Below are 16,708 nucleotides of genomic sequence, written 5' to 3'. Positions count from 1 at the left end.
GGTTGTCTGTAGAAATCAGTGTTGATTTGTATCAAGGGCATTGGGGCTGCAAAGCAGCCCCTTCAATGCCCCATCAGCCAGTGCTGGTGTGGGCCCGGCAGGGTCCAGATACCGAATAGCATCACCAGCACACCGCCCGCCACCCGCACACTCCGTCGGCGCAACAGGGCGTTTACCCGTTCGGCCGCCAGCCCGGTGGCCAGCAATACCGGCCAGGTCCCAAGCCCGAACGCCAGCATCAACGCTGCGCTGTACCCGGCGTTGCCCTGGCTGGCCGCCCACAACAGGGTGCTGTACACCAACCCGCAGGGCAGCCAGCCCCACAGGGCGCCCAGCAGCAATGCCCGGGGCAGGCTGGACACCGGCAGCAAGCGCGACGCCACCGGCTGGATATGCCGCCACAGCCCGCGCCCCAGGGCTTCGATACGGGTCAGGCCGCTCCACCAGCCGGCCAGGTACAGCCCCATGGCGATCAACAGCAGCGCAGCCACCACCCTCAGCGCCAATGCTGCCGGGCTGCTGGCCACGGCCCAGCCGGCCAGGCCGAGCAACAGGCCGGCACTGGCATAACTGAGAATGCGCCCAAGGTTGTACGCCAGCAGCAGGCGCAAGCGCCGGCCACGCTGCTCTGGCGGGATGGCCAGGGTCAGCGCGCCCATCAGGCCGCCGCACATGCCCAGACAGTGGCCGCCGCCAAGCAGGCCCAGGACCAGTGCCGAGCCCAGCAGGGGAAGCAGGTCAGGCACGGGGTGGTGGTTCCTTGTCGGCGTCCTGCGGGGTGTCGTCAGGCTTTACCGCGGCCTGGTGGCGCGGGTCCTGGTCGTCGAACAGGATGCTGTGGGCAGGGCCTTCGAGGTCGTCGTACTGGCCGCTGTCCACTGCCCAGAAGAAGATGTACACGGCCACGCCGACCAGCAGCAGGGCTGCGGGGATCATGACATAGAGGGCGGGCATGGCGACTTCCTCCCGGGCAAGGGTGCTTCGGTTTTCGGCAGGCTCGATGCCATCGGCATGCGGGTCAGGCGCAGGGCATTGAGCACCACGATCAGCGAACTGACCGACATGCCGATGGCCGCCCACACCGGGGTGATCCAGCCGAGCGCGGCAAACGGCAACATCAGGCCATTATACAGGGTGGCCCACAGCAGGTTCTCGAGGATGTTGCGGCGGGTGCGGCGGGCCAGGTCGAAGGCTTGCACCAGGGCTTGCAGACGGTTGGACAGCAGCACTGCGTCGGCGTTGGTCTTGGCGAGGTCGGTGGCGCTGCCCATGGCGATGCTGATGTCGGCGGCGGCCAGCACTGGCACGTCGTTGACCCCGTCGCCGAGCATCAGCACCTTGCGCCCGGCCGCCTGCAGCGCCTTCAGCCGGTCCAGCTTGTCGTCCGGGCGCAGGCCTCCAATGGCCTGGTCGATGCCCAGTTGCGCGGCCACTTCGGCGACCATCGGCGAACTGTCGCCCGACAGCAGCAGCGTGCGCCAGCCTCGCGCCTTGCAGGCGGCGAGCAGGGCCGGGGCGTCGTCGCGCAGGCGGTCGTCCAGGCCAAACCAGGCCAGCGGCCCCTGGCGGTCACCCAGTAGCAGCCACTGGCCTCGGGGCTCCGGCACGCCGGGGATTTGCGCACCGCTCAGGGCGCAGACGAAGGTGGCCTGGCCGATACGCAGGCGTTGGCCGTCGACCAGGCCTTCCAGGCCCAGGCCTGGCACGGTCTGTACATCGTCGGCGGGCATCGCGTTACGGCCGAAAGCGCGGGCGATGGGGTGTTCGGAGCGGTTTTCCAGGGCGGCGGCCAGGGCCAGGCAGCGGTCAGCGGGCAGGCTGCCGAGCGGGCGGATGCTGCGCAAAGTCAGGCGGCCCTCGGTCAGTGTGCCGGTTTTGTCGAAGATTACCGTGTCGATCTGGTTAAGGCCTTCGAGGACATGACCGCGGGTTATCAGTAGGCCCAGCTTGTGCAGGGTGCCGGTGGCGGCAGTCAGTGCCGTAGGCGTGGCCAGGGACAGCGCGCATGGGCAGGTGGCCACCAGCATGGCCAGCACGATCCAGAACGCCCGTGCAGGGTCCAGGTACCACCACCAAAGGCCGATGGCCACGGCAGCCACCAGCGAGAACAGCAGAAACCACTGCGAGGCCCGGTCGGCGATTTCGGCCAGGCGCGGTTTTTCGGTCTGGGCGCGTTCCAGCAGGCGGACGATGGCCGAGAGCCGCGAATCGTGGCCGAGGGCTTCGACTTCCACGTTCAGGGTGCTTTCGACATTCAGCGTACCGCCGGTGACCCGCTCGCCCACGCGGCGCGGTTGCGGCAGGTATTCGCCGGTCAGCAGCGACTCGTCGATGCTGGATCGGCCTTCGACGATACGCCCGTCGGCGGGGATCACCGCGCCGGGCAGCACCTGCACCGTGTCGCCGCAGTGCAGTTCGCTGAGCAGGATGCGCTCGCTGCAGCCAAAGGCGTCCAGGCGCAGGCATGAGGCTGGCAGCAGGTTGACCAGCTGCGCGGTGGCCGCAGCCGTGCGTTCGCGGGCACGGCGCTCCAGGTAGCGGCCGGTGAGCAGGAACAGGGCGAACATGCCCACGGTGTCGAAATACAGCTCACCGCTGCCGGTGATCGCGGTCCAGATGCCGGCGCCGAAAGCCAGGGCGATGGCCAGCGACACCGAAACGTCCATGGTCAGGTGGCGGGTGCGCAGGTCGCGTGCTGCGCCTTTGAAGAACGGCGCGCAGCTGTAGAACACGATGGGGATGGTCAGGAACAGGGCCACCCAGCGCAGGATGGTGTGCAGTTCAGGTGACAGGTCGATGTTGAATTCTGGCCAGGTGGCCATGGTCGCCATCATTGCCTGGAACCACAGCAGCCCGGCCACGCCCAGGCGGCGCAAAGCGCTACGGTTCTCTTGGGCCAGTTGCTCGGCGGCCTTGTCGGGCTGGTAGGGGTGGGCGGCGTAACCGATCTGGCGCAACTCGGCGAGCAGGCGTGACAGCGGCAGTTGCTTGTCGTCCCAGCTCAGCAGCAGGCGGTGGTTGGACAGGTTAAGGCGCGCCTCGGCGACGCCGGGCAGGTTGCGCAGGTGCTTCTCGATCAGCCAGCCGCAGGCGGCGCAGCTGATGCCTTCGACCAGCAGGGTAGTTTCGGCCAGCTCGCCCTGGTGGCGGACGAAGGTTTGCTGCACGTCGCTGCGGTCGTACAGGGCCAGTTCGTCCTGCAACTGCCTGGGCAGGGCCTCGGGGTTGGCGCTGTTGTCACTGCGGTGCTGGTAGTAGTGCTCCAGGCCACCGGCGACGATCGACTCGGCCACCGCCTGGCAGCCGGGGCAGCAGAACTGCCGGGGCTCGCCGAGGACCACGGCGGTAAAGCGGCTGCCGGCGGGGACGGGCAGGGCGCAGTGGTAGCAGGGGGTGGGCTGGGTCATCACATCATTGCCTTACACAAATCGGCCGGTCGGGCACGCACCCCTGTAGGAGCGGCCTTGTGCCGCGAAAGGGTCGCGAAGCGGCCCCAGGATTTCAGCTTCGCAGCATAGGTTGCCGGGGCTGCTGTGCAGCCCTTTCGCGACACAAGGCCGCTCCTACAGGTGCTCAGCGCCTTGGATAGCTTCGTCACCCAGCTGCAAGGTCACACCATGCTCCACTTTTTCCTCTTCGAACAAGCGCCACACCTGGCCAGCTTCACTGCCCAGCAGCTCGACAAAGCGGCGCCCGTCGACCTTGTCCTCCAGCTGCCCCACATAGCGCCCCGCGTCGACCCTGCTCAGCAGTACCTTGCGGTCCTTCTCCGGCTGGGTGGGCGAAATCAGGTTCAGCTCCAGGTTTTGCGGGCCACTGCTGCCGGTCAGGCGCAGGTCCACTTCGCCGGTCAGCTCGTCCAGGTGCACGCTGGCCTTCAGGCCCAGTTGCTGCGCCAGCAACTCGCGGTCCAGCGAGCGGTTGATGCCTTTGCCGGCCTCGTAGTAGTTGTCGTTCACCAGGTTGTCCGGGTTGCGCACGGCAATGCTGACCATGGTCAGGCTCAGGCACACCGAGGTGGTGAGGATACCGATGATGATCCAGGGCCAGAGGTGCTTGTACCAGGGGCTGGCGGCGGTGGCGGCAGGCATTGTGCGTTATCTCTCTTAGCGGATCTGTGGGCCGATGAAGCGGCTCTTGGCTTCAACCTGGGCGTCGCTGTCGTCGGCGCTCTTGAGGGTGAAGGTGATTTCGTTGGTGGTCGATGGCAGCTTCTCGGGGGCGACCGACAGCTGCACGGGCAGGCTGACGATATCACCGGCAGCCACGCGGATTTCGCGCTGGCCTTCAAGCTTGAGGTCCGGCAGGCCGGCAGCGTCCAGTACGTAGACGTGGTCGCGCTGGTCCTTGTTCATCACTTTCAGGCTGTATACGTTTTCGATCCGGCCCTGGGCGTTCTCGCGGTACAGCACGCGGTCTTTGCTCACATCGAAACCGACCAGTGAGCGGGTGGCGAAGGCAGTCGCAAGGCCAATCATCATCACCAGCAGCACTGCGGCATAGCCGATCAGGCGTGGGCGCAGCATGTGGGTTTTCTGCCCGGACAGGTTGTGCTCGGTGGTGTAGCTGATCAGCCCTCTGGGGTAGTTCATCTTGTCCATGATGCTGTCGCAGGCGTCGATGCAGGCGGCGCAACCGATGCACTCGATCTGCAGGCCGTCACGGATGTCGATGCCGGTCGGGCAGACCTGCACGCACATGGTGCAGTCGATGCAGTCACCCAGGCCCTGGGCCTTGTAGTCGGTGTCTTTTTTGCGTGGTCCGCGGGTTTCGCCACGGCGCGGGTCGTAGGACACGATCAGCGTGTCCTTGTCGAACATCACGCTCTGGAAGCGTGCATAGGGGCACATGTACACGCACACCTGCTCGCGCAGCCAGCCGGCGTTGCCGTAGGTGGCGAGGGTGAAGAAGCCGACCCAGAAGTAGGCCCAGCCATCGGCCTGCCCTGTGAAGAATTCGATGACCAGCTCGCGGATGGGCGAGAAATAGCCGACAAAGGTCATGCCGGTGACAAAGCCGATCAGCAGCCACAGGCTGTGCTTGGCGAACTTGCGCAGGAACTTGTTGCCACTCATGGGGGCTTTGTCGAGCTTCATGCGCTGGTTGCGGTCGCCTTCGGTGACCTTTTCGCACCACATGAAAATCCACGTCCACACGCTTTGCGGGCAGGTGTAGCCGCACCATACGCGGCCTGCGTACACGGTGACGAAGAACAGGCCGAAGGCGGCGACGATCAGGATGCCCGACAGCAGGATGAAGTCCTGCGGCCAGATGGTGGCGCCGAAGATGTAGAACTTGCGCTCGGGCAGGTTCCACCATACGGCCTGGTGGCCGCCCCAGTTCAGCCACACGGTGCCGAAGTACAGCAGAAACAGCACTGCACCGCCGACCATGCGCAGGCGGCGGAACAAGCCGGTGAAGGCGCGGGTGTAGATTTTTTCCCGGGAGGCGTAGAGGTCGACGGAATCCTTCCCTTTGCTGGCAGGCGGGGTCACATCATGTACCGGAATTTGCTTGCTCATCATCAAGTCCCACGGCAGTGGAGAAACGCCGCGGCCAGTGCGTGCCGGCCGCAGTCTCGCGCAATCTGCTAGCGCTCTGCGGTCCATGATACGCCGCTGATGGCGGTATGGGGCCGCACTGCGACCTTTAGTCGCGTTGGGTTCGTGGTATGAATCGTGTTATGGCGGGTGTCAATTGATCCAGGTCATCAGCCTGCCAGAAATGCACTGGCTGTACCGGCCTCTTCGCGGCTAAAGCCGCTCCCACAGAGATCGCACCAACTTCAAATCTGATGGAGAACCTGTGGGAGCGGGTTTACCCGCGAAAGGGTCAGACCTGCTTACTCAGCCTTGGCCTGCGCCTGGTCCCGTTGCGACAGGCTGTAAACATAAGCCGCCAGCAAGTGCACTTTGTCATTACCCTGCAGCTGTTCTTGCGCTGGCATCTGGCCTTGGCGACCATAGCGAATGGTCTGCTGCAGCTGGGCAAAGCTCGAACCGTAGATGAACGCCTGTGGGTGGGTCAGGTTCGGTGCGCCCATGGCGGGCGTACCTTTGCCTTCCGGCCCGTGGCAGGCCACGCAGTTGGCGGCGAAGATCTTCTGGCCGTTCTCGGCGTCGGCCTTCGCGCCTTCAGGCAGGGTGCGGCCATCGAGCTTGCTGACCACGAATGCAGCCACGTCGGCCACGCCCTGATCACCGATCACTTCGGCCCAGGCCGGCATCACGCCGTGGCGGCCGCCCATGATGGTGGTCTTGATGGTTTCCGGCTCGCCGCCCCAGCGCCAGTCGTTGTCGGTCAGGTTGGGGAAGCCGAAGGCGCCCTTGGCATCGGAGCCGTGGCACACCGAGCAGTTGGAGGCGAACAGCCGTGCGCCCATTTTCAGCGCCTGCGGGTCCTTGGCCACCTCTTCGATGGGCATGGCGGCGAACTTGGCGAAGATCGGCCCGAAGCGGGCATCGGCCTTGGCCATTTCCTTTTCCCACTCGTGCACGCCGGTCCAGCCCGGCTGGCCGTTGGAAAACTCGGTCTGCTTGTCGTTATCCAGGTACGAGTAGCCCGGCAGGATGCCTTTCCAGTTGCCCAGGCCCGGGTACAGCACCAGGTAGCCGAGGGCGAAGATGATGGTGCCGACGAACAGCCAGAACCACCATTTTGGCAGCGGGTTGTCGTATTCCTCGATGCCATCGAAGGCATGCCCGACGGTTTCGTCGGTGACCTCTTCGCGCTGGCCCTTGCGGGTCGATAGCAACAGCCAGGTCAACGAGAAGATGGTGCCCAGGGTCAGGACGGTAACGTACAGACTCCAGAAGGTTGTCATTGTTTTTTGCTCCCAGAAGCTTTTGCTTGCTCGACGTGCCGGGTGGCCTCGGGGTCATCCGCGAAGGGCAGTTGGGTCGCTTCGTCGAAGTCCTTTTTACGCCGTGGGTTGAACACCCACAGCGCAAGGCCCACGAAGGCCACCATCACCACGACGGTGCCCAGGCCGCGAATCATCCCGATATCCATCAGCGTCACCGTTTGCTCTTGATGATGGTGCCAAGACCTTGCAGGTACGCGACGATGGCGTCCATTTCGGTCTTGCCCTTGACCGCGTCAGCCGCGCCGGCGATGTCGGCATCGGTGTACGGGGTACCGAGTGTGCGCAGCACTTCCAGCTTCTTCGCGGTGTCCTTGCCATCGAGCTTGTTCTCGACCAGCCACGGGTAGGACGGCATCTTCGACTCCGGTACCACGTTGCGCGGGTTGTACAGGTGCGCACGGTGCCAGTCATCGGAGTAGCGGCCGCCAACGCGGGCCAGGTCCGGCCCGGTACGCTTGGAGCCCCACAGGAACGGGTGGTCCCACACGCTCTCGCCAGCTACCGAGTAGTGGCCGTAGCGCTCGGTTTCGGCGCGGAACGGGCGAATCATCTGCGAATGGCAGCCTACGCAGCCTTCGCGGATGTAGATATCGCGGCCTTCCACCTCCAAGGCGGTGCGCGGCTTCATGCCTTCGACAGGCTTGTTGGTGACGTCCTGGAAAAACAGCGGGACGATCTGGGTCAAACCACCGACGCTGACGGCGATGACCATGAAGAAGGCCAGCAGGCCTATGTTCTTCTCGACGGCTTCATGCTTCATCAGTGCGCTCCCACAACGACGATCTTGGCGGCTTCTTCAGCCTGTACCGGGTTGGCGGCACGTACGGTACGGAACACGTTATAGGCCATCAGCAGCATGCCGCTGGCGAAGAACGCACCGCCCAGGGCGCGGACGATATAGCCAGGGTGGCTGGCCTGCAGGGCTTCGACGAAGGAGTAGGTTAGGGTGCCGTCATCGTTGATGGCCCGCCACATCAGGCCTTGGGTAATGCCGTTGACCCACATCGAGGCGATGTACAGCACGGTGCCGATGGTGGCCAGCCAGAAGTGCGCGTTGATCAGGCCGATGCTGTGCATCTGCTCGCGGCCGTAGAGTTTCGGGATCATGTGGTACACGGCGCCGATCGAGATCATTGCCACCCAGCCGAGCGCGCCCGCGTGGACGTGGCCGATGGTCCAGTCGGTGTAGTGCGACAGGGAGTTCACGGTCTTGATGGCCATCATCGGGCCTTCGAAGGTGGACATGCCGTAGAACGCCAGCGAAACGACCAAAAAGCGCAGGATCGGGTCGGTGCGCAGTTTGTGCCAGGCACCGGACAGGGTCATCATGCCGTTGATCATGCCGCCCCAGCTTGGCGCCAGCAGGATGATCGACATCACCATGCCCAGCGACTGCGCCCAGTCGGGCAGGGCGGTGTAGTGCAGGTGGTGCGGGCCGGCCCAGATGTACAGGGTGATCAGCGCCCAGAAGTGCACGATCGACAGGCGATACGAGTAGATCGGCCGCTCGGCCTGCTTGGGCACAAAGTAGTACATCATCCCCAAAAAGCCGGTGGTGAGGAAGAAGCCTACGGCGTTGTGACCGTACCACCACTGGATCATCGCGTCGGTGGCGCCGGCATAGGCCGAGTACGACTTGAACAGGCTCACCGGCAGCGAGATGTGGTTGACGATGTGCAGCATCGCGGTGACCACGATGAAGGCGCCGTAGAACCAGTTGCCGACATAGATGTGCTTGGTCTTGCGCTTGACGATGGTGCCGAAGAACACCAGCCCGTAGGTAACCCAGACGATGGCCAGCAGGATCGCCAGCGGCCATTCGAGCTCGGCGTATTCCTTGGTGGTGGTGTAGCCCATCGGCAGGGTGATCAGCGCGCCGACGATCACCGCCTGCCAACCCCAGAAGGTGAAGGCGGCCATGCTGTCGGAGATCAGCCGGGTCTGGCAGGTGCGCTGCACCACGTAGTAGCTGGTGCCGAACAGCGCACAGCCCCCGAAGGCGAAGATCACCAAGTTGGTGTGCAGCGGGCGCAGGCGGCCGAAGCTGGTCCAGGGCAGGTCCAGGTTCAGTTGCGGCCATACCAGCTGCGAGGCGATGAAGACGCCGAGGCCCATGCCAAGGATCCCCCAGACCACCGTCATGATGGCGAACTGGCGGACGACCTTATAGTTATAAGCAGTCGGACTGATTGCTGTGCTCATTCTAAGGTTCCACGGTTTTGATGTTCTTGTTGGTCGAAAAATCGGCGCCAGTATTGATAACCAGCAAGGCTACTGCAACGCAACTTTGGTACGCCGACCCGTGTCCGGGCCCGTTCACTGATGTCCCGCAGCGATCGGGTCTGGACGATTGTACACAAATAAATATTTGTAATGTGTACCGTTTTTCACCTTTTTCTGATCGATCGGTCAAGCTTTTTTTGGGGCGGCGACAGGCCATGCGCCGCGTCTGCTTCAGTCCTTTCGGAGCGAAGCCCACTGAGGCAACAAGCTTAGTTGTGTTCGGAGGGGGTGCAAGGAGGGGGTAGAGCGGGGAGAGGGGCTGCTTTGCAGCCCATTCGCAGCACAAGGCTGCTCCTACAGTTGTTACGCGATCCCTGTAGGAGCAGCCTTGTGCTGCGAATGGGCCGCAAAGCGGCCCCGGGGTACTACTTGGAGGTCACCGTTTCAGCAGCGCTATCCTGCGACAGGCTATACACATAAGCCGCCAGCAGGTGCACCTTGTCGTTGCCCTGGATATCGGCCTGCGCCGGCATCTGCCCTTGGCGACCATAACGAATGGTCTGCTGCAGCTGGGCAAAGCTCGAGCCGTAGATGAACGCCTGCGGGTGGGTCAGGTCGGGTGCGCCCATGGCAGGGGTACCCTTGCCTTCAGGGCCGTGGCAAGCCACGCAGTTGGCAGCGAAGATCTCTTTGCCCTTGACCACGTCGGCCTTGTTCCCTTCAGGCAGGCTGCGGCCGTCAAGGTTGGTCAGCACGAATGCGGCCACATCGGCCACGCCCTGATCACCGATCACCTCGGCCCAGGCTGGCATCACGCCATGACGGCCATTCATGATCGAAGCCTTGATGGTTTCTGCTTCGCCGCCCCAGCGCCAATCCTTGTCGGTGAGGTTGGGGAAGCCGAAGGCACCCTTGGCGTCCGAGCCGTGGCACACCGAGCAGTTGGAGGCAAACAGGCGACCGCCCATTTTCAATGCCTGCGGGTCCTTGGCCACTTCTTCCACGGGCATGGCGGCGTACTTGGCGAAGATCGGGCCGAACCTGGCGTCAGCCTTGTCCATTTCCTTTTGCCATTCGTTGACGCCGGTCCAGCCATTTTCATAGCCCGGCAGGATGCCTTTCCAGTTGCCCAGGCCTGGGTAGAGGATGAGGTAGCCGACCGAGAACACCAGGGTGCCGACGAACAGCCAGAACCACCACTTGGGCAGCGGGTTGTCGTATTCCTCGATGCCGTCGAAGCTGTGGCCCATGGTCTGGTCGGTGGTGTTCTTGCTCTCGCCCTTGCGGGTGGCCAGCAGCAGCCAGGTCAGGCCGATCAGGCTACCGATGGTCAGTACGCTGATGTACGTACTCCAGAAGGTGGTCATTGCCCGTTACTCCTTGCAGCAGTCGTGGCAGCAGGTTCCTGCCCGGCAGGGGGCAGGCGGTCGTCGACGAAGGGCAGCAGGCGCGCTTCGGCGAAATCACGGTCGCGGCGGTGGTTGAATACCCACAGGGAGAGGCCGATGAAGGCGATCATCACCACCAGGGTGCCCAGGCCGCGGATCATGCCGATGTCCATTTCCATCGCACTCACCTCTTGTTCTTGATCGCGGTGCCGAGCACCTGCAGGTAGGCGACCAGCGCATCCATCTCGGTCTTGCCCTTGACTGCGTCGCGGGCGCCGGCAATGTCGTCGTCGGAATACGGCACGCCCAGGGTGCGCAAGGTGCGCATCTTGACGTCGGTGTGGCTGTTGTCGACCTGCTGGGCGACCAGCCACGGGTATGACGGCATCTTCGACTCCGGCACCACGTTGCGCGGGTTGTACAGGTGCGCGCGGTGCCAGTCGTCCGAGTAACGGCCGCCAACACGGGCCAGGTCCGGCCCGGTGCGCTTGGAGCCCCACAGGAACGGGTGGTCCCACACGCTCTCGCCGGCCACCGAGTAGTGGCCGTAGCGCTCGGTTTCGGCGCGGAACGGGCGGATCATCTGCGAGTGGCAGCCCACGCAACCTTCGCGGATGTAGATATCGCGGCCTTCCAGTTGCAGCGCGGTGTAGGGTTTCATGCCTTCCACCGGCTTGTTGGTGACGTCCTGGAAGAACAGCGGGACGATCTGGGTCAGGCCGCCGATACTGACGGCGAACACCATCAGCAGGGCCATCAGGCCGACGTTTTTCTCGATGACTTCATGTTTCATCAGGCGTTTCTCCTCAAGCCAACTGGGCGTTCGCAGGGGCGACGTCAAGCGCTGGCGAACGCACGGTGCGCCAGGTGTTCCAGGCCATCAGGAACATGCCGCTGAGGAAGATCGCGCCGCCGACGAAGCGCACGACAAAGCCTGGGTGGCTGGCCACCAGGGTTTCCACGAACGAATAGGTGAGCGTGCCGTCGCTGTTGACTGCGCGCCACATCAGGCCCTGGGCGATGCCGTTGACCCACATCGAGGCGATGTACAGCACGGTGCCGATGGTGGCCAGCCAGAAGTGCGCGTTGATCAGGCCAAGGCTGTACATGCGTTCCTTGCCGAACACTTTCGGGATGGTGTGGTACAGCGCACCGATCGAGATCATTGCCACCCAGCCGAGGGCGCCGGCATGCACGTGGCCGATGGTCCAGTCGGTGTAGTGGGACAGGGCGTTGACCGTCTTGATGGCCATCATCGGCCCTTCGAAGGTGGACATGCCGTAGAACGCCAGCGAAACGACCAGGAAGCGCAGGATCGGGTCGCTGCGCAGTTTGTGCCAGGCCCCCGACAGGGTCATCATGCCGTTGATCATGCCGCCCCAGCTCGGTGCCAGCAGGATCAGCGACATCACCATGCCCAGCGACTGCGCCCAGTCGGGCAGGGCGGTGTAGTGCAGGTGGTGGGGGCCTGCCCAGATGTACAGGGTGATCAGCGCCCAGAAGTGCACGATCGACAGGCGATAGGAATACACCGGGCGTTCGGCCTGCTTGGGCACGTAGTAGTACATCATCCCCAGGAAGCCCGCGGTCAGGAAGAAGCCCACCGCGTTGTGGCCGTACCACCACTGCACCATGGCATCGGTGGCGCCAGCGTACACCGAGTACGACTTGGTCAGGCTGACCGGCAGTTCCAGGTTGTTGACGATGTGCAGTAACGCCACGGTGAGGATGAAGGCACCAAAGAACCAGTTACCCACGTAGATGTGCTTGGTGTTGCGCTTCATCAGCGTGCCGAAAAACACGATGGCGTAGCCCACCCAGACGATGGTGATCAGGATGTCGATCGGCCATTCCAGTTCGGCGTATTCCTTGGAGCTGGTGTAGCCCAGTGGCAGGCTGATGGCCGCCAGCAGGATCACCAGTTGCCAGCCCCAGAAGGTGAACGCGGCCAGGCGCGGTGCAAACAGGGTGGTCTGGCAGGTGCGTTGCACCGAATAATAGGAGGTGGCGAACAGCGCGCAGCCGCCGAAAGCGAAGATCACCGCATTGGTATGCAGGGGGCGCAGGCGGCCGAAGCTGGTCCAGGGGAGGTCGAAATTGAGGGAAGGCCAGGCAAGCTGGGCGGCGATGAAGACGCCGAGCCCCATCCCGACGATTCCCCACACCACCGTCATGATGGCGAATTGGCGGACCACCTTGTAGTTATAGGCGGTACTGCTGGTTGTGTTCATGTATGGGTTCCCATCCACGGTTATTTGGCAGGCTTTACAGCGAGGCAAGCATGATTAATGGGCAAAGTGCCGGTATTGACGGGGATCAATGGGCGAAGGTCGGAAATGTCCCAGGCTTGCGCTGCGATCCTCCACAGGCTCAGGGCAAGGACGGCTACAAGGGCTGCCTGATCCTGGCCCACGGCGCAGGTGCGCCGATGGACAGCGGGTTCATGGACGAAATGGCGCAAAGGCTTGCGGCGCTTGGGGTAGCGGTGGTGCGCTTCGAGTTCCCGTACATGGCCGAGCGCAGGGTTACTGGCGGCAAACGGCCGCCGAACCCGCAGAAGGTATTGCTGGAATGCTGGCGCGAGGTGTACCGGCAGGTGCGACCTTTGGTCGCGGGCAAGCTGGCCGTGGGCGGCAAGTCCATGGGCGGGCGCATGGCGAGCCTGTTGGCCGACGAACTGGGCGCGGATGCGCTGGTGTGCCTGGGCTATCCGTTCTATGCGGTGGGTAAACCCGAGAAGCCACGGGTGGAGCACCTGGCGGCGTTGAAAACACCGACGTTGATCGTGCAGGGCGAACGGGATGCGCTGGGTAACCGCGAGGCGGTGGCGGGGTATGCGTTGTCGCCGGCAATCGAAGTGAGCTGGCTAGTGGCGGGGGACCATGACCTGAAGCCGTTGAAGGCCTCGGGGTTCAGCCATGAGCAGCATATGCAGGCGGCGGCGCAGCGTGTGGCCAGTTTCTTGGCAGGCATATGACGTGTAGGAGCGGCCTTGTGCCGCGAAAGGGCTGCGAAGCGGCCCCAGGTTTTCAGCTTCGCAGCGTGAAATGCGGAGGCCGCTGTGCGGCCCTTTCGCGGCACAAGGCCGCTCCTACATCGAGCGTGCCAATAGCGAACAGTTAGTCGCGGTACTCGCACAGGTAAGCGGTGTCCACCTTCACTTGCAGTTGGAACTTGCTGTTGGCGGCAACGTTGAACTTGTCGCCGGCATTGAAGGTTTCCCAGTTGTCGCTGCCTGGCAGTTTCACGGTCAGCGCGCCCGATACCACGTGCATGATTTCGCGCTTGGCAGTGCCGAACTCGTATTCGCCCGGGGCCATGACGCCGACAGTGGCTGGGCCTTCTTCGCCCGCGAATGCGATCGACTTGACGGTGCCGTTGAAGTACTCGTTGACCTGGAACATGGGCGACTCCTGAAAAGGGGGGAGGAAAAAGGGCTGGCCAGTATGCCCAAGCCCACAGGCCTCGTCATCTGCTTTCAGGGGCTGCTGGCGGGCAGCGTCAACGGCAATAGCCGCGCGGTGTTGCGCGCATCTTCAAGGGCCCGGTGCTGCTGCCCGCAAAAGTGCATGCCGGCCAGGTGCAGGGCACCGTTCAGGCCGGTGGGGCGCTGCAGGTGGCGGGCCTTGGCAAAACGTTGCTTGAGGTTGATGTGCGGCAACGTCCGTAGCAGGCTGTCGAACCCGTGCAGCTGCCATTCCTGGTGCAGTTGCTGGCGGTCGTAGTCGCCCCAGCTGACCCAAGCCTGAAGCTGCTCACGGTGGGGGCCGAGCCAGCGCTCGAAGCTTGCCCACACCTCGCGAAACGGCGCAGCGCTGTCTACATCGGCCTGGCTTATGTGCGTCAGTTCGCGGCAAAAAGGGGTCAGCTGTGGCCGCCGCCGTGGCCGCACGAAACACTGAAAGTGGTCGACCTCGCGGCCTTCGCGGGTAACCAGGCTGGCGCCGATTTCAATGACTTCCATTTCTGTTACCGGCCACCCACCCTCGTCGGTGGTGGCTTCCAGGTCGATCACCAACCAATGGCCCATACCAGGCTCCCTTGCAGATCCTGCTAGAGCGTAGCCAAACTCCGCGCATACGGCACCCCCTGGCATATTGCCGCCTGCTTTGTGACAAAGAGCGCGCACCAGCAGTTGTGCCGCTTCCGGAAAACGCCTAGCTTAAGCGGACCCAGGCATGAACCGTGATGAGCGTCCGTCTTGACTCCAGCACCCGGCCTCAAGGCCTTGTCCACCCTGATGTTGCTGGCCGTGTATTGGCTGGCGGTGCCAGCCTGGGCTGCCGACGCCGTCGAAGTGAAGATTGGCGCGGCGCATTTCCCGCCCTACACGGTGCGCCCTGAGCAGGGGGCCGACACCGGCCTGCTGCCGCAATTGGTCGACGCGCTCAACCGCTTGCAGCAGGGGTATCACTTTGTCCTGGTGCCCACTTCCATCCAGCGGCGTTTTGGTGACTTCCAGCAGGGACGCACCGACATGGCGATTTTCGAGAACCCGCAATGGGGCTGGGAGCAGATTGCCCACCAGACCGTGGACATGGGCCTGGAGGATGCCGAAGTGTTCGTTGCCCGCCAGGCCAATGGCAGCGACCCGCATTACTTCGATGACCTGCGTGGCAAACGTTTGGCGTTGTTCAATGGCTATCACTATGCGTTCGCCCGCTTCAATTCCGACCCGGACTACCTGCGCACAACCTATGACGCGACCCTGACCTACTCCCACGACAGCAACCTGCTGATGGTGCAGGCCGGCCGCGCCGATATCGCCCTGGTCACGCGCTCCTACCTCAGTGATTTCCTGGCGCGCAACCCGGCCAGCAAGGCGCAGCTGGTGCCTTCGCAACGCATCGACCAGGTCTATCACCACTACGCCTTGCTGCGCCCGGGTGCCCCTATCGGCGAGCAGTCGTTTGCCGGCCTGCTGCGTGAGCTGCGTGACAGCGGAGAACTGGCACGGATATTCGAGCCCTACCGCATCACCGTCTCGGTCCCCCAAGACTAAATTCACGCACTGCGGCAACGTTCTCAACAGTGAGCCTTTTCTTCATTTTCGTGAGTCCAGCCCATGCCGTTCGATGCCGCTTCGCAGCCCCAGTCACCGCCACGCTGGCGCAGCCTCAGTGCCGAGGAGGGTGACAGCTGGCTAAGCCTCACCCTCGAAGGCCGCCCACTGATCCAGGTGCGCCTGGAGGCAGGCGCTACCCTGCACGTTCACCTTGAGCGCGTGTGTTCCGAGCGCCCTTATCAAGCCTTGTGGGCGGCCTGCTATTGGTTGTTGTCCCGTGACACGGCCTGTCAGCGCCTTGCCTGGCACTTGCCCGAGGGACAGCCGCAGGCATTGGCCAGTGGCTTGCTGCTGGTGGCTGAGCAGCCGGGGCAGTATCTGTGCGAGCGGGCGTTGTTCTGGCAGCTGCCACAGCCATGGCTGGGCGATGCGCTGGCCGCGGTGTACCCGCAGCAGATGCAGATCAGCAACAGCAAGCGTCACCCGCGCCGCGCGCCCAAGCCGCGTGGAGAGGTGTACCGGCGCTTCGATGCGCGCCTGGGTAGCTGGGTATCGCTGCGCACGCTGGAGATCGAGCACGACCTGCAGCGTTTCAACCGCTGGCAGAACAACCCGCGGGTGGATGCGTTCTGGCAGGAGGGCGGCACGCTGGCGCAGCACCGCGAGTACCTGGGCAAGCTGGAGGCCGACCCGCATACCCTGACGTTGATCGGCTGCTTTGATGATGAGCCGTTTGCCTACTTCGAGGCGTACTGGGCCAAGGAAGATCGCATTGCTCCGTTCTACCCGGCCGATGACTACGACCGCGGCATCCACATGCTGGTAGGGGAGGAGAGCCATCGCGGGCCGCACAAGGTGGCCAGCTGGCTATCGGCGCTGGTGCACTACCTGTTCCTGGATGACCCGCGTACCCAGCGGGTGGTGGCTGAGCCGCGTGCCGACAACGGCAAGATGATCGGCTACATGCACGACCAGTGCTTCCATTGCGACAAGGAATTCGACTTCCCGCACAAGCGTGCGGCGCTGATGATTCTGGGGCGGGAACGGTTTTTCGATCGCTGCAAGCTGGCTTGAGGGTTCTGGCGGCTCCTGCAGGAGATGGTGGTCTTTTGTAGGAGCAGCCTTGTGCTGCGAAGGGGTCGGCAAGACAAGCGATATGTTGTGTCGGGGTCGGCCTCTTCGCAGCACAAGGCTGCTCCTACCTCGGGCCGGGCGGGCCTGCAGGTA

General features: G+C 63.6%; 18 protein-coding genes. 3 read left to right on the top strand and 15 right to left on the bottom strand.

All coding sequences use genetic code 11. The features are described from left to right. Positions 1-62: 62 nt before the first annotated feature. From ABI582_RS26640 to ccoN (ABI582_RS26580), 13 genes are all read right to left on the bottom strand, one after another. Positions 63-746, bottom strand: coding sequence for a sulfite exporter TauE/SafE family protein (locus tag ABI582_RS26640; RefSeq protein WP_019473381.1), 684 nt, complete (start codon positions 744-746; stop codon positions 63-65). Next, positions 739-954 carry a cbb3-type cytochrome oxidase assembly protein CcoS gene (gene ccoS, locus ABI582_RS26635; protein ID WP_258653453.1) on the bottom strand — a complete coding sequence of 72 codons (216 nt, stop codon included), beginning with the start codon at positions 952-954 and terminating at the stop codon, positions 739-741. Before ccoS ends, ABI582_RS26640 begins: the two co-directional genes overlap by 8 nt. Further along, positions 933-3,407, bottom strand: a complete 2,475-nt coding sequence (locus ABI582_RS26630; RefSeq protein ID WP_442120760.1) for a heavy metal translocating P-type ATPase — start codon at positions 3,405-3,407, stop codon at positions 933-935. Before ABI582_RS26630 ends, ccoS begins: the two co-directional genes overlap by 22 nt. Positions 3,408-3,563: 156 nt before the next feature. Next, positions 3,564-4,091, bottom strand: a complete 528-nt coding sequence (locus ABI582_RS26625; protein ID WP_442120759.1) for a FixH family protein — start codon at positions 4,089-4,091, stop codon at positions 3,564-3,566. A 15-nt stretch (positions 4,092-4,106) separates the two neighbouring features. Beyond that, on the bottom strand, positions 4,107-5,522 hold the full coding sequence (gene ccoG, locus ABI582_RS26620; protein WP_138737460.1) for a cytochrome c oxidase accessory protein CcoG: 1,416 nt from the start codon (positions 5,520-5,522) through the stop codon (positions 4,107-4,109). 320 nt (positions 5,523-5,842) lie between these two features. Further along, positions 5,843-6,823, bottom strand: a complete 981-nt coding sequence (ccoP, locus tag ABI582_RS26615) for a cytochrome-c oxidase, cbb3-type subunit III (RefSeq protein WP_016498644.1) — start codon at positions 6,821-6,823, stop codon at positions 5,843-5,845. Further along, entirely contained in the window at positions 6,820-7,011 is a 192-nt protein-coding gene (locus ABI582_RS26610; protein ID WP_024718181.1) for a CcoQ/FixQ family Cbb3-type cytochrome c oxidase assembly chaperone, read from the bottom strand. Before ABI582_RS26610 ends, ccoP (ABI582_RS26615) begins: the two co-directional genes overlap by 4 nt. Positions 7,012-7,016: 5 nt before the next feature. Then, positions 7,017-7,625, bottom strand: a complete 609-nt coding sequence (gene ccoO / locus ABI582_RS26605; RefSeq protein WP_019473375.1) for a cytochrome-c oxidase, cbb3-type subunit II — start codon at positions 7,623-7,625, stop codon at positions 7,017-7,019. Continuing rightward, complete coding sequence (gene ccoN, locus ABI582_RS26600) at positions 7,625-9,067, bottom strand: cytochrome-c oxidase, cbb3-type subunit I (protein ID WP_019473374.1); 1,443 nt, start codon at positions 9,065-9,067, stop codon at positions 7,625-7,627. The genes ccoO (ABI582_RS26605) and ccoN (ABI582_RS26600) overlap by 1 nt, the downstream gene beginning before the upstream one ends. Positions 9,068-9,513: 446 nt before the next feature. Continuing rightward, entirely contained in the window at positions 9,514-10,455 is a 942-nt protein-coding gene (ccoP, locus tag ABI582_RS26595; RefSeq protein WP_016498646.1) for a cytochrome-c oxidase, cbb3-type subunit III, read from the bottom strand. Beyond that, positions 10,452-10,655 (bottom strand): cbb3-type cytochrome oxidase subunit 3, encoded by a 204-nt coding sequence (locus ABI582_RS26590; RefSeq protein WP_442120758.1) that lies wholly within the window; start codon positions 10,653-10,655, stop codon positions 10,452-10,454. The genes ccoP (ABI582_RS26595) and ABI582_RS26590 overlap by 4 nt, the downstream gene beginning before the upstream one ends. A gap of 5 nt (positions 10,656-10,660) precedes the next feature. Beyond that, positions 10,661-11,269, bottom strand: a complete 609-nt coding sequence (gene ccoO, locus ABI582_RS26585) for a cytochrome-c oxidase, cbb3-type subunit II (protein ID WP_016498648.1) — start codon at positions 11,267-11,269, stop codon at positions 10,661-10,663. A 13-nt stretch (positions 11,270-11,282) separates the two neighbouring features. Beyond that, positions 11,283-12,707, bottom strand: coding sequence for a cytochrome-c oxidase, cbb3-type subunit I (gene ccoN, locus ABI582_RS26580; protein WP_016498649.1), 1,425 nt, complete (start codon positions 12,705-12,707; stop codon positions 11,283-11,285). A gap of 50 nt (positions 12,708-12,757) precedes the next feature. On the opposite strand from ccoN (ABI582_RS26580), the gene ABI582_RS26575 reads away from it, so the two are divergent. Then, positions 12,758-13,453 (top strand): alpha/beta family hydrolase, encoded by a 696-nt coding sequence (locus ABI582_RS26575; protein ID WP_442120757.1) that lies wholly within the window; start codon positions 12,758-12,760, stop codon positions 13,451-13,453. Between the two features lie 142 nt (positions 13,454-13,595). Here the strand turns inward: ABI582_RS26575 and ppnP are convergent, their stop codons facing one another. Both ppnP and ABI582_RS26565 read right to left on the bottom strand, forming a co-directional pair. Further along, complete coding sequence (gene ppnP / locus ABI582_RS26570) at positions 13,596-13,880, bottom strand: pyrimidine/purine nucleoside phosphorylase (protein ID WP_016498651.1); 285 nt, start codon at positions 13,878-13,880, stop codon at positions 13,596-13,598. A 74-nt stretch (positions 13,881-13,954) separates the two neighbouring features. Continuing rightward, entirely contained in the window at positions 13,955-14,506 is a 552-nt protein-coding gene (locus ABI582_RS26565; RefSeq protein WP_338744715.1) for an exonuclease domain-containing protein, read from the bottom strand. Positions 14,507-14,677: 171 nt separating this feature from the next. Between ABI582_RS26565 and ABI582_RS26560 the strand changes: the two genes are divergently transcribed. Both ABI582_RS26560 and ABI582_RS26555 read left to right on the top strand, forming a co-directional pair. Continuing rightward, entirely contained in the window at positions 14,678-15,478 is an 801-nt protein-coding gene (locus ABI582_RS26560) for a substrate-binding periplasmic protein (RefSeq protein WP_442120756.1), read from the top strand. A 63-nt stretch (positions 15,479-15,541) separates the two neighbouring features. Next, complete coding sequence (locus ABI582_RS26555; RefSeq protein WP_442120755.1) at positions 15,542-16,555, top strand: GNAT family N-acetyltransferase; 1,014 nt, start codon at positions 15,542-15,544, stop codon at positions 16,553-16,555. Positions 16,556-16,708 lie beyond the last annotated feature (153 nt).

The sequence above is a fragment of the Pseudomonas sp. SAS7 genome (genome assembly GCF_052112345.1).
Taxonomy (GTDB): domain Bacteria; phylum Pseudomonadota; class Gammaproteobacteria; order Pseudomonadales; family Pseudomonadaceae; genus Aquipseudomonas; species Aquipseudomonas putida_Q.
This window is presented reverse-complemented; position numbering and strand designations above follow the sequence as displayed.